This window comes from Streptomyces sp. NPDC127098 (assembly GCF_042722465.1).
Lineage (GTDB): Bacteria > Actinomycetota > Actinomycetes > Streptomycetales > Streptomycetaceae > Streptomyces > Streptomyces millisiae.
Map to the genome: position 1 here is coordinate 1 of NZ_JBHXFJ010000076.1, position 12180 is coordinate 12180.

At 69.9% G+C, this 12180-nt stretch carries 12 protein-coding genes and 3 pseudogenes; 7 read left to right on the forward strand and 8 right to left on the reverse strand.

Annotated features, from left to right (window positions below):
- A partial coding sequence (locus tag ACFWI8_RS31720; RefSeq protein ID WP_387098627.1) for a hypothetical protein occupies positions 1–383 on the reverse strand: 383 nt, incomplete at its 3' end.
- A gap of 518 nt (positions 384–901) precedes the next feature.
- Between ACFWI8_RS31720 and ACFWI8_RS31725 the strand changes: the two genes are divergently transcribed.
- On the forward strand, positions 902–2680 hold the full coding sequence (locus ACFWI8_RS31725) for a sigma-70 family RNA polymerase sigma factor (protein ID WP_387098629.1): 1779 nt from the start codon (positions 902–904) through the stop codon (positions 2678–2680).
- An 8-nt stretch (positions 2681–2688) separates the two neighbouring features.
- On the opposite strand, the gene ACFWI8_RS31730 is transcribed toward ACFWI8_RS31725, so the two are convergent.
- Together ACFWI8_RS31730 and ACFWI8_RS31735 are read right to left on the reverse strand one after the other, a co-directional pair.
- On the reverse strand, positions 2689–2778 hold the full coding sequence (locus ACFWI8_RS31730; RefSeq protein ID WP_387098631.1) for an LPXTG cell wall anchor domain-containing protein: 90 nt from the start codon (positions 2776–2778) through the stop codon (positions 2689–2691).
- Positions 2778–3203, reverse strand: coding sequence for a hypothetical protein (locus ACFWI8_RS31735; protein ID WP_387098633.1), 426 nt, complete (start codon positions 3201–3203; stop codon positions 2778–2780). Before ACFWI8_RS31735 ends, ACFWI8_RS31730 begins: the two co-directional genes overlap by 1 nt.
- A 195-nt stretch (positions 3204–3398) precedes the next feature.
- Between ACFWI8_RS31735 and ACFWI8_RS31740 the strand changes: the two are divergent.
- The 3 genes and pseudogenes from ACFWI8_RS31740 to ACFWI8_RS31750 form a co-directional block, all read left to right on the forward strand.
- Positions 3399–3551: pseudogene (locus ACFWI8_RS31740) on the forward strand (DciA family protein); the annotation flags it as partial.
- Positions 3552–3835: 284 nt separating this feature from the next.
- Positions 3836–4021 (forward strand): hypothetical protein, encoded by a 186-nt coding sequence (locus tag ACFWI8_RS31745; RefSeq protein ID WP_387098635.1) that lies wholly within the window; start codon positions 3836–3838, stop codon positions 4019–4021.
- Positions 4018–5160, forward strand: a complete 1143-nt coding sequence (locus ACFWI8_RS31750; RefSeq protein ID WP_387098637.1) for a DciA family protein — start codon at positions 4018–4020, stop codon at positions 5158–5160. Before ACFWI8_RS31745 ends, ACFWI8_RS31750 begins: the two co-directional genes overlap by 4 nt.
- 180 nt (positions 5161–5340) lie before the next feature.
- On the opposite strand, the pseudogene ACFWI8_RS31755 reads toward ACFWI8_RS31750, so the two are convergent.
- The 3 genes and pseudogenes from ACFWI8_RS31755 to ACFWI8_RS31765 form a co-directional block, all read right to left on the reverse strand.
- Positions 5341–5550 (reverse strand): annotated as a pseudogene (locus tag ACFWI8_RS31755) (PLP-dependent aminotransferase family protein); the annotation flags it as partial.
- A gap of 169 nt (positions 5551–5719) precedes the next feature.
- The gene (locus ACFWI8_RS31760) at positions 5720–7207 is read right to left on the reverse strand and encodes an alginate lyase family protein (protein WP_387098639.1); all 1488 of its coding nucleotides are present in this window, start codon (positions 7205–7207) and stop codon (positions 5720–5722) included.
- A gap of 171 nt (positions 7208–7378) precedes the next feature.
- Positions 7379–7534 (reverse strand): hypothetical protein, encoded by a 156-nt coding sequence (locus ACFWI8_RS31765; protein ID WP_387098691.1) that lies wholly within the window; start codon positions 7532–7534, stop codon positions 7379–7381.
- Between ACFWI8_RS31765 and ACFWI8_RS31770 the strand changes: the two are divergent.
- The 3 genes and pseudogenes from ACFWI8_RS31770 to ACFWI8_RS31780 all read left to right on the forward strand — a co-directional run.
- Positions 7491–7772: pseudogene (locus ACFWI8_RS31770) on the forward strand (Ku protein); the annotation flags it as partial. The gene ACFWI8_RS31765 and the pseudogene ACFWI8_RS31770 overlap by 44 nt on opposite strands.
- A gap of 106 nt (positions 7773–7878) precedes the next feature.
- Positions 7879–8049, forward strand: a complete 171-nt coding sequence (locus ACFWI8_RS31775; RefSeq protein ID WP_387098641.1) for a Ku protein — start codon at positions 7879–7881, stop codon at positions 8047–8049.
- Between the two features lie 284 nt (positions 8050–8333).
- Positions 8334–9149 (forward strand): hypothetical protein, encoded by an 816-nt coding sequence (locus tag ACFWI8_RS31780; RefSeq protein ID WP_387098643.1) that lies wholly within the window; start codon positions 8334–8336, stop codon positions 9147–9149.
- Between the two features lie 34 nt (positions 9150–9183).
- On the opposite strand, the gene ACFWI8_RS31785 is transcribed toward ACFWI8_RS31780, so the two are convergent.
- On the reverse strand, positions 9184–11535 hold the full coding sequence (locus tag ACFWI8_RS31785; protein ID WP_387098645.1) for a hypothetical protein: 2352 nt from the start codon (positions 11533–11535) through the stop codon (positions 9184–9186).
- Between the two features lie 187 nt (positions 11536–11722).
- Positions 11723–12142 carry a hypothetical protein gene (locus ACFWI8_RS31790; protein WP_387098647.1) on the reverse strand — a complete coding sequence of 140 codons (420 nt, stop codon included), beginning with the start codon at positions 12140–12142 and terminating at the stop codon, positions 11723–11725.
- Positions 12143–12180: the final 38 nt, after the last annotated feature.

Consider the following 12180-nt stretch of genomic DNA (forward strand, 5'->3'; position numbering starts at 1 on the left):
TCTTGTCTTTTTTTTTTGTGGTGGGGGGTGTTTTTTTTTTTTAATCCTCCCACGCTCCCTCGCGCCCACCCCCGGCCGCGCCCCCCGCCGACCCGGGGCCGGCCGGCGACGTCTCCAGGGTCTGTGCTGCCCCTGTGCTCGGGTCTGTGCCGCCCCTGTGTGGCTTGTAGTCGCACCTCCAACTCGAGACCGGGCACCGGCCGGTGCCGAGCGATCGCGCCGTCGGCCCGCCAGGCGATCTCGTACGGCGTCTGCCAGCGACCCGAGCCGCGCGAGGTGATCGCGAAACCCGCGCCCCAGTGGTGATCGGGGCCGTGCCAGGGCGACGTGGCCTCGTCGAGCAGGTACAGCCGGTCAGGATCCGACGCGTGCTCGAACGCCACCGGCGCGGCGTCCCGGCCGAAGGACCACCTGGCCGCCGCCGAATGCGAAACGTGCTGTCACGAGAGCTCCTTGTCTCTGGGTGAGCCGGGAAGGGAGAGGGAAATCGGACGGCCCGAATCGAGGTGGCGGGCGTCGTCACACGGCATCCGCGCACCATCGGCGACGCGTGCGACAGGCGGACGACGCCCCGCGCCGGACGGCGTCAACCCGGACATCGCCGACGGCGAGACCGTCGGCTCCTCCGGCTGCGGCGAGTCCAGCCTGCCGAAGATTGTCGCCTGGCCCGAACAACCCGACCGGGGCAGCGTCCGCTTCGACGGCATCGACGTCACGGCCGAACGCCCCGGGCGCGCGGCGCCCCCCTCCTCGGCGACGCACCGGGCCTCGATATCGTGCTGGCCAGCCGGGAGACCGCGCCGCTCGGCCGCGCGGCGGAAGCGTTCGCGGACTGCCGCCGGAGGGGCCCCGGCGCGCCAGCGTCTCCCCACGGACGCCCACGCGAAGGGACAAACCTCCAATGCGAGGGACCACGCGGCACGACCGCCTGCCGAACGCCGCCATGGTCGAGGCCGCACGGGCCGGTGACGAACGGGCGCTCGAGGAGTTGGCGCACGCCTACCTGCCGTTGGTCTACAACGTCGTGGGCCGGGCACTCAACGGGCACCCGGACGTGGACGACCTCGTGCAGGAGACCATGCTGCGCGTGACCCGCGGGATGGCCGGCCTCAAGGAGCCGGAGCGCTTCCGGAGCTGGCTGGTGGCCATCGCCATGCACCAGATACGCGACTGGTGGCGTGGCTCGCGCTCCTCCTCGGTCACGGTCGCGCTTCCGGAGGCCGCGGACGTGGAGGACCCGCACGGCGACTTCGTGGACCTGACCATCCTGCGTCTGCGCCTGACCGGCCAACGGAGGGAGACGGCCGAGGCGACGCGGTGGCTCGACCGAGAGGAGCGGATGCTCCTCACCCTGTGGTGGCAGGAGGTGGCGGGCCAGCTCACCCGGGCCGAACTGGCCGAGGCGACCGGGGTCTCCGTCGCGCACGCGGGCGTGCGGGTACAGCGGTTGCGGGACCGCCTTGACGTGGCCCGGCGAGTGGTTCGCGCGCTCGCCGGGCGGCCGCGCTGCTCCGGCCTGACCGTGGCCGTCGAGGGTTGGGACGGCCGGCCAGCGGCGCTCTGGCGCAAGCGCCTGGCCCGGCACGTTCGCGACTGCGAGCTGTGCGCCGGGCGCTCCGCCGACCTCGCGCCGGTCGAGGGGCTGCTCACCGGGCTCGGCCTTGTTCCCCTGCCCGCCGGCTTCCTGTTTTCGAGCGAGCTGCTGGCAGGCGCTGGCACCTCGGCCACCGGTGGCGTCGCCGCGAAGGGCGGCGGCGTCGCCAAGCTCGTCGGACCCCTCACGGCCAAACCAGCCGCGCTCGCGACGCTCGGTGTCGCCGGGCTCGCCGTGGGCGTCGCGCTCTACGCCGTGGTCCTGCCGCCCGCGAACGACGGGTCGGAAGAGCCGGTGACGAACGGCCCGACGGCGACCGTGACCGCGGCGGGCTCGCCGACTCCCGACCCCGCTGACCCGTCCGACTCCGACGCCCCGCCGGACGCGCCCCCGCCGGAATCCGCCTCCCAGGACGCCGTGTACGGGCAGACCGTGGACGCCGCGGAACCGGCCCCCGACCCGGGAACGCGGCCGGCCCGGCTGCCGGCGCGCCCCGAAGGCAGGCCCGTGGCGGCCGAGGACGGCCGGTACCGGGACGCGTCGGGCGGCGGCTACCTGATGGTCTACCGCGACCAGTACGTCGTCCTCTCCGGACAGGGATACGTCCGCGTCAGCTACGAGCTCGGGAGCGACGGCCGCCGGGGAGACATGGTCATGCCCACCTGGACCGGGTTGACCGGCCGGATCTTCCATGTGGCGTCCGGCGGCGGCCACCGCATGGACGACGCCGTTCCGGGCGGGCCCTCGGGCACCACCTGGATGGGCGCCCCCGACACGGGCTACACGCGGCTGCCGGACGGCGCCCAACAGATGTGGCAGCACGAGTACTTCTACCTCGACGGCAGTGTCGTGCTGACCCAGCACGAGCGGGGCTCCGACTACAACCTGCTGATCCAGCCGGTCTCCCACCCGGATGTCGAGGCCGATGTGAACACCGCGCCGGGAACGGCCGAGGGCGTGGTCCGTTACGGCGTGGTACGGGACACCGGCGGCGATGACGCCCCGGTGCCCCAGTACCTCACGCGCGAGCGTCCGGCTGACCCCGTCGCCGAGGTCCCCCAACGATCCGAGGTGGGGCCCGAGTAGGCGGCGGATCAGTGCTCGCCTGAGCCCTGCCGGCGTCGGCGCAGCAGCAGACCGCCCGCGACCAGGGCGAGCAGGCCGGAAGCGCCGGCCCAGGGCATCAGGGCGTCGGAACCCGTCGCGGCCAGGCCACCCGAGTCGCCCCGCGGCCGCGGGCCCCCGCGGTTGAGTCGGCAGCGTCGGCCGTTTCGCCACCGCCACCGGCACCGGACGGTCGGCTGGTGGAGGAGGTCGAAGGACCGCCCGGTTCCGCGTCGCCCGGCTCGCGGGTGTAGGCGAGCGTGCCGAAGCCGAGCTGGTCGTAGCCGCCGCTGTTGGGGCCGTAGTCGCCACCGCCGCCCTCAGCGCGCCACTTCTCCGCCGCGGCCTGGACATAGGGCGCGGACAGTCCCCGGCGGGTGACGTAGTGGTGGTAGATCATTTCCCAGACGGGGCGCTCATGCCCCCGTCCCTGCGGCGAGACGACGGCCTGCTCGCGTTGGACACAGGTGGTGTGGTGCCCCCACCGGTAGGTGGTGAACGGCACGTCCTCGCCGAGGTTGTACCTCGCGACGTACTCGGCGCCCTTGAGGAACCACTCCGACCGATTTCGTGGCTTGGGTACAACAAGCCCCCGGCACACCCGCGTCCGCCGCCCGCATCGGAGAACTCGCCGCAACCGCGGTGCGTCCGCGGCCTGATCGTGCAGTGGCCCAGCCTCCAGATCTCGCCCCGCCTCCTGATGATCTGGGACGAGGTTCTCGGCGAGTCCCTCACGAACCGTGTCGATCCCCTCTCCCCGCGACCCGACGGCGTCCTTGAGGTCATGACCCGGACCCCCGAGGCCGAAGACGAGCTCCAGCAGCGCGCCCCCAGCCTTGTTGAGGCCATCCAGACTCGCCTGAGCCCCAATGCCCCATCACCGCGATCACCTCCCGCGGACTGTCCGACATCGATGCCCTCGTCACAGGCTGCCCCCACTACGACGACCAGGCGGCCGTCGAGACCGTACTGCTGGAGACCTGGCACGACTCGCTCGCGGTCCACGGAGCGCGCCCGGTCACCTTCCTCCACACCGGCGAAACCATCGTCGACCGTGTCACCAGCGGATGGGCCGCCCAGTACATCAGCAGCGAACTCGACCTCGAGCTCAAGGAGCCCGACCTCGCCGCCACGTCCATGGCCGCGACGACCATCCGCCCGCGCGCCAACGACGTTGCCAACGGCCGTGACGCCCGAGCCATCCGCGACGAGACCCTCATCGCCCGCGCACCGGACTACTGCCTGGCGTTCCTCACCGACCCCGACAACCCCACCCGCCTGGCCGCCACGGCCGGCATCCCCACCAGGACCTACACCGCATGACCGACACCACCCAGCCCACCGGCGTCGACCTCGCACGCGTCGCCCTCAAAGCAGCCCGGGAAGTCGCCCGCACCCGCCACAGCGCGCTGCCCCGGAAAAAGCCCCGCCGCGGCGCACCCACGCGGCGACCTGACGGCCGTGAGCCCGCGTCCCTCGGCACCGCCTTGCGGAGCCTGTTCACCGACCGCGCCTGGGAAGCCCCCGCCGCCGGCGGCACCCTCATCAACCGATGGAGCCAGATCGCCCCCCGTCTCGCCGAACAGGGCCAGGCTCTCCCCGTCGCCTACGACGCCGACACCAAGACCCTCACCATCCGCCCTGCCAGCTACGCCGTCGCCACCGACATCCGCTTCCGCACCCCCGACCTCATCAGCCACATCAACACCGCCATGGGCAGCCAACACGTCACGGCCCTCCACGTGCTGCCACCCGACACCACCTCCCTGCCCGCCCCCCGTCCCGCCGAGGCGCTGCCAGCGCCCCCAGCCCTCTCCAGCCGCCAGGCCGACGGCGAGGCAACTGACGTGCGTCCGGCCGATGCCAGGCCAGCGGCGCCGTTCCCACCGAGGACCACAGTCACCAAGGAGTACCAACTGGCCCGCAGGCAGATGCAAGCCGCCCGACACGACCGGATCGAAGAAGCTGAGACCAGCCGCGCGCTTCGCCAGCGCCTACACCCGCGGCCCGGAGACCGAAGTCGACGAGTCGGCCGAGGCCGCGGCGCGAGAGGCCCGGCGCGCCGCCGAGAAACGCCGGGCCATCCTCCTCCGGGCCCGCCAGGACCGGGCCGCGCGACACCCAGTAGCCGGTCCCCCCGCCGACCACACCCCTTCGAGCACCGGGACACTCCGATGACCACGCACCGCCGCCACTTCGAGCCCACCGAACCGACCCTGGCCGAGATCATGTGCGCCGCCCTCGACGACCTCGACCCCCAGGCCCGCACCACCCCGTCCGCCGCCACCGACACCCTGTCGGCCGCGCTGGCCGCCCGAGAAATCCGCCACGAAATCGTCGGCGACGACATCTCCGGCGACGTCCAACTGCGGCTCGGCCCCGAGGACGCAGCCCTGCTCGCCCTGGTCCTCGATTTCTGGGACGGCCAGGTCACCCCGCCCTCCCACCGTCACCAGCACTGAGAAGCCCCAGCCCTCAAGGCCACAAGGAGAGCACCGTGAGCACGACGACCCGGCATCTCGCCCCAGCTCCAGCCGCGAGCAAACCCACCTCCCCGCCGGAGCAGTCCCCGGCCGAGCAGTTCGCGACCTACGCCCGCGCGACGAGCCGGGCCCCAGAGCCCACGAACGCCGAGATGGCAGCAGCACCATCCAGCCCAGCCGCAGTGCCGGTGACAGGATCCTGCTGGTCGAGCCGACGTAGACGACCCGGTCGGGGTCGAGGCCCTGCACCGCGCCGACCGGCTGCCGGTCGTAGCGGAACTCGCCGCCGTAGTCCTCCTCCACCACCAGTCCGCCGCGAGAGCGGGCCCCGTCGATGACCGCCGCCCGGCGTTCGGGGTGCGGCGGCCCGCGACGGGCCGCCGCCCCATCCGGAGCCCCATCGGGCGGGCCGACCAACCCGATGGAACTCTTCACCAGAAACGCCGAGATCCCGTCCGATCGGCCTGCTCACCGCGCTGGTCGTAGCCGCCGCCCGGCATGTGCCGGGCAACCGGGCCGACGCCCAGGTCTGACGGTCTCATTCCGGGGTCTCACTCGGCGTCGCGGCGGTCCGGCCGCGGCGGCGGAACAGGAGGAGACCGCCGAGGAGGGCGGTGACGCCACTCGCGGCCGTCCACAGCGGGAGTTCGGAGGAACCGGTGGCGGCCAGGTTGCCGTCGCTCTCCCCGCCCTGAGGGCTGAGACCGGAGGGTTGCTCGACGGCGGAGTCCCCGGATGACCCGGATGAACTGGACTCGGTGGCAGGCGTCGGCGCCGACTCGGTCGCGGTGGCCCTGTTCCGGGAGAACGCCAGTGTCCCGAAGCCGAGTTCGTCGTATCCGCCGCTGTTCGGGCCGTAGTCGCCGCCGCCTCCCTCGGCCCCGCTGCGGGCCAGCATCTCGCCGGTGTTCGGCATGGCAATGCCGCGCCTGTTGACGTAGTGGTGGTAGACCCGCGCCCAGACCGGGCGTCCACCTCCACGGCCGTGTTCGGAGATGACGGTCTGCTCCGTTTCCACGCAGTGCGCGCCGTTGTTCCAGGTATAGGTGGTGTAGGGCACGTCGTAGCCGAGGTTGTACCGGGCGACGTACTCGCACGCCTTGCGGAACCGGGAGTCGTCCGCGCCGTAGAGGTCGACGCCCTGGTTCCAGGCCATCTCGCAGATGGTGCCCATCAGGCCGATGCCCATCAGGCTGTGGCCCTGGTCGCGCCCGCTCTCCTGCCACTGGGCGAGCCCGACGTCGTTGTAGACGTAGGGGATCGCGTTGGCCAGCGAGCCGTTGCCTGCGCCGTTGTGGAAGTAATCCACCGTCTCGTCGAACATGGCCCGGTCGTCGCGGAGGATCCCGATGGCCATGATCGAGGCCATAGAGCACAGGTCCCAGTTCGCCCAGTAGTGGCCGATGCAGTTGGTTTCGCGGTTCAGGAAGTCGTGGTTCATCGGATAGAAGTGGTTGAGCAGCATGTCCTGGAAACGGGCCAGGTCGAAGCCGGGGTAGTCGCGGATGATCTCGCCGGCGTTGGCGAACTGGTACCCGTAGATGCCCGCCAGGAGCACGACTTCGGAGCCTCCCGCGATGCCCGGCAACGTCTCCGACCAGGCGTTGCAGATGTCCCGCGCGGTGTCAGCGTGGGAGGTATCGCCGGTGATCTTCCAGCGCAGCGCGTTCTGGTACGCCGCGTGGATGTCGTTGAAGAGGATCCAGTAGTTCTCGGCCGGCCCGTCGGGCGTGGCGCCGCGAACGACCGTCTCCTGCGGGTTGGGGACCCAGCCGGCAGCCGAGTGGCTGTTGGCGACCAGCCGGTCCCAGCCCGCCTTCCAGGGCTCCGTGCGCGCGTTCACCATCGCGCGCATGCGGTTGAGGTCGGCCTGGGTGTGGAGCATGCCGGGGTGCGCGAAGGACGCGTCCGCCGCCGTCGCCGGGGAGGCGGCCACGCCCGTGCCGATACCGATACCGATACCGACCGCGCCGGTCGCCGCTCCCGCGGCCTTGAGCATGCTGCGCCGACTGATCTGAAGTGTCACTGTGTCGCTCCTCGGGCTCTCGTGGGGACGGTGCCTACGCATGGGAGACGTGACACGGAGTGGGCGATAACAGAAAAGTGGGCGCCACCGACGAAGGGACTATGCGTTTGCTGGATCCATGAGCGGTCCAGGCCGGGGTGGAACACGGAGGAGCCCCACCCCGACCGGGTCTCATCGGGTGTACTTGGCCGGCCTGGTGGCGGCGTTGAGCAGGTATTCCAGGGGGCTGCGGCGGAAGAAGCGGGACCAGACCGCGGCGAACAGGGCGGCCCCGAGGACGAACATGAGCAGGGGCGTCCAGGACTGCTGGGCGCCGGTTCCGAGCATCCCGGTCACCGTGTTCTCGGCGACGGAGACCAGCCACCGCCTGCCGCTGCACCAAGTCCACACCCGGTGCAGCGGCCGCGTGCGGCAGCGGCGGGTGTGCGAGCGCGAAGGCGTGGAGGTGCCGTGGGATGAGGTGGCCCGCGGCTATGAGGCCCCGGATGGCCGCGTCGTAGTGCTGACCGACGACGACCTGGCCGACCTCCCCCTGCCCACCGCGAAGGCCATCGAAGTCCTCGCCTTCGTGCCCGAGGCGACGATCGACCCCATGCTGGCCGACCGCCCCTACTGGCTCGGCGTCGACCAGGCCGTGGGGCGCCCGGCCCTACGCCCTCCTGCGCGAGGCGATGCGGGAGGCCGGCCAGGTCGCCGTTGTCCGGGCGGCGTTGCGGACCCGCGAGACATTGGGGCTTCTGCGCGTCCGGGAGCAGGTGATCGCGATGCAGACACTGTTGTGGCCGGATGAGCTGCGGCCGCCGGCCAGCGTGCCGGTGCCCGAAGCCCCGCCGGCGCGCTGATGGTCTGCAGGGAAGTGTCAGTAGCGAGTCGTCACCTCGATGTCAGCGGCGTAGCCCTGGTGACCTGCTAGTTGTCACTGACAGGCCGTGACGCACTGGTGCTGACGCTAGTGACGAAAGACCCGTGTCATTCTCATGCCGACTCCAACGGCACCTGTGGAGTTTATGCAGGGTCAGAGGTTGTCCGCTTTTTCGTCTCGCGTTCTGCGGACCGAAGAACGCTGGATTGCCCGGCACAGTGCCACGAGAGTGGAGCCGTGCAATCTACTCACTACCGCGTACTGGTGGCTGTCTTGGTGGGACTGCTCGCGGCTGCCGCAGCCCTGATCCTCGCCCAGGTCGACTCCGAGCCGGTCACGAAGGCCGTACAGGGACGCCGCCGTGGCGTTCGCCGGGACGACAACTCTTGGTCTGCTGCTGATCGGTGCGCTCCGCAGCAATTGTGGTGGGGGAGCCGAGTGAACCGGTACTGGACGGAAGGTCTGATCGTTGAGCCTTCCAGTCTTCACGACGGAGACGAGGTCTGGTTCGAGGACCGCCCGGTACAGGTGGCCGGTCATCCCTTCCCGCCCCGCTTCCGTATCTGGCTGAGCTGCAGCGCCACCGGCGTGGACATGTGCGTCGCGCTCGAGGTCGACCGCGGAGGGTTCGTCGAGCAAGAGAACGCCACCACGGTTGGCGGCGTGTCCTCGGACCAGGAGAAGGACCGGATCCGCGCTTCTGCTCGCAAGCTCGCCCTGCCGCTCGCTCTGTCCATGATTCCCTACGGTCCCTTCAAGGGCACCAAAGAGGGCTGGGAGTGGACCGACGACGGATGGAGGCCACCACTCGTTAGAAAGCTCTGCGATGTCATGCCCGATCCGCAGATCGCCCTCGTGAAAGAGCTCCGGCGCCGTACGGGGCCACGATGGTGGGGCACCTACCTGCCCCGTATCGAGAAGACCGCGCAGATCATTTGCGATGCACCAGCCGATCTCTCCACACGCCAGGTGATTGAGACCCTCGTCTGCCCCGGCATGCATGTTGGACGGACCACGGCGTACGAGGACCTGGCCGCTGCACGCGAACTGGGCCTGCTACCCGAGCGCCGCGTGCCGTAACAGGCGGCTCTGCCGTGCGCCGCCCGTAAGAGCGCTATGTCAGGCCAGAGTTCGTTCTTCGTGGCCCGTGTTCGGTGAGATGCAGGCGGTGCAGGTCTTCGTGGAGCCAGGCGTAGGCATAGCCGGTCGCGGGAGCGTCGTCGAAGACTTCGGGTTCGCTGACGACCGGCGTGCTCGGGCGCGCCCACGGGGACCTCGCCGGCTCATTCCCGGGTGGGAGGGGCGGCACCGGAGCGTAGAGGTCATCCTCTGACGGCACGAGACGGACGCTGACCGAGCTGCCCGTCGAGGGGCGGAGGGAGAGCCGCATGAGGGGTGGCTCATAGGAGGCACTGTCCTGGGGTGGGGCTATGTACAGGTCGGCGACCAACGTGGCGGGGCAGGCGCTGGCCAGGCCGAGGACCTGCTTGAGGTGGGGGAACCAGGTGTCGACGAGCGCGGTGTAGATCTCAATGGCAGCGGTGAGGACTTGCTCGGTGCGCAGCCTGAGCTGTGGGGGACTGTAGGTGTCCCAGACCCAGTGCACGTGGGGACCGTCTTCCTGGTCGGGCACAGCATAGGGGTAGTGAAGCATGCCGCTGTCGTCAGCCCATTGACCACTGCCGAGTTGCTCGTCAATCCGAAGCAACTCCGCCTGCCGGCCGCTGAACTGGTGACCGTAGCTCGACCGGACAGGCAGGCTTCCCGCAGAGTAGAGGCTTTGGCGCAAGGCCTGATGCGCTTCGTCTGCCTGCAGCGGTGCAAAGCGCCGGCGTGAACGTCTCAGCAGGCCTGTGCTCGCCAACCACAGCCGCTCTTTTGTGTAGGCCTCGCAGTCGGCCAAGTCGAAGTCTCTGCGCTCGCACAGCGTGTGCAGGTACGAGGCGACTATGCCCAGGGTCTCCTGCCAGGGCCAGGCGGCGTAGTCCGCCGCAACTGGCCCGGCCGACGCCGCCAGGGGACGTATTCCACGCGGCTCTGCCCAGCGATGGGAGACTGGGATAGCGAGTCCCGGCGTGTGGTCGGCATGGCGACGCAGGATGTGCAGTCCCAGCTCGTTGCCCTCCAAGCGGGCATCGACCGTGACGGGACCAGACCATCTTGTGTAGAGGAAGATCAGGTCACCTGCCGGGCCGAGCCCCTGTTGCCAGGCCTCAAGTGTCGTCTGCAGGCGCTGGCTGACCAGACTGGCAGGCATATCCGGCCACGGACCTTCTCCCTCATGCACAGTGCGAGGGATGGCCTCGTGGACGGCCCAGGCCGCGATACCCGGCTGGGTGCGCAGCAGAGGTTCAAGCACCGTTCGTGCCGCCTCCCAGCCTGCCGAGGCGACCGCCATGGCCAGCCCGTAGCGCCAGCGGTCCAGCAGCTCTACGTTCTGCGTCACCTCGGCCGGTACGCCGCCGGTCAGCAGAGCCTGACCAGCGAAGTACTGCTCAAGCACGGGTAGAGCGAACGCCAGGTGTCGCTCGCCGACACGTACCACAAGTCGGGTATCCAGCAGCGCGTGCATGTCGCCAGGACTGCCCACGTCAGCGGCCGCTGCCAGACCAGCATTGCTCACACACTCCGTGGCCAGCCGCTGAAGCAACCGCTCGGCGCGTTCCTCCTTGGCCTCTTCCGCATCGCGCAGTGCCCGGATCACCAGCGCCTGCAGGAAGGCCAACGGGTTGTTTGGCAGAGGGCTCTGATTGCGCTGCAGGCCGGCTGCGATGATGGCGAACAGCGGCCGACGCAGCACTTGGCGCACCATGCCCGGCTGACCGCCCACGGCAGATCCGTTCCCGCCGAGCCGGTCGATCAGCAGGGCCGTCTCATCCTCGTTCAGCTCCGGCATGATCCGGCGAACCGAGTCGTGCAGCTCCAGGCCGGGACGGGCCGTGAACAGGATGCGCCAGCACTGCCCGGCCGTCGATGCGGTCCAGCTTAGACCTTGATCCAGCAATTCCTTGCCGCGGATCGGGCCGGGTTCGTCCAGTCCGTCCACCACCAAAGCGACACCACGTGTTGCGGGATCACCGATGGGACGTGCTGCCCGGATCGCCGCGTCGACCACACCACCCTGAATATGCTTGGCGTGGAGGTGAACAGGAATGGGGGCCTGCGTATCGGCGCGGGCCGCAGCGATGTCCTGCTGGTGCTTCCGCTCCGCTGCCAGTGACTTGCCCGCCCCAAAGCCACCCTCCAGGACCACTACACGGCCTTCGGACGAGGTGACCATCGCAGAGGGAAGGGATCCCAGCCGTGGGGTATCGGCGAACGCGCACGCCACATCGAGCGGAACGCCGGCCGCATGCCAGCGCTGCACCATGCGGGCCCGACCTGCGGCAGCCAGGTCATCCAGCGTTCTCAGCCCTCCGTACGCCGGATCCATGAGCACCGTGTTGTTGTGCCCATTCAGGATCAAGCCAGCATCCCCGCCCACCGCGACGGCCCCGTCACCCGACGCCGACACCTCACGCGATTCAGCTGAACCTTGCTGGGAGCTACGGGACCACCTGTTCTCCCACCCGATGCCGAAACGGCTCCGCCAGGACTTCACGCGCTGATCCCGTCCCCCACGCTCGCCCAGCCGATGGAGCTCCAGCTGTCTCTCACGTGTTGTTGTCGCCTGTCACAGCCTCACCGATCGAATCACCCGCCGCGACCGACTTCGAGCCTGACGCCTCCACCGCTCCACCCGGCGATGCACCACCCGGCGCAACGGCCGGGGCTGGCCTCGATACCTGATTGCCGTCGCCCGTTACGGCCCTGCCGATGCTACGACCGGCCGCAACCGCCCCCGGGCCCGACGCCGTAGTGTGATTCTGCTGCTGACCGGACTGGAGCAACAGCGCCCGCACGGTCAGGACGACGATGATGATCGCGGCGGTATCAGCGACGAAACCCGCCACCGTCCCCGCGGTCCCAAGATCTTTCAGCCACAGCAGCAGCGTCAAACCCACAACGACCAGACCAGCAGCCGTCGCTACCGTCCACAACACGCCCCTGCGCCAACCTGTCAGCATCACCACTCCTGCTCATCTCTACTGCCAAGCAACCTAGTTGCGAA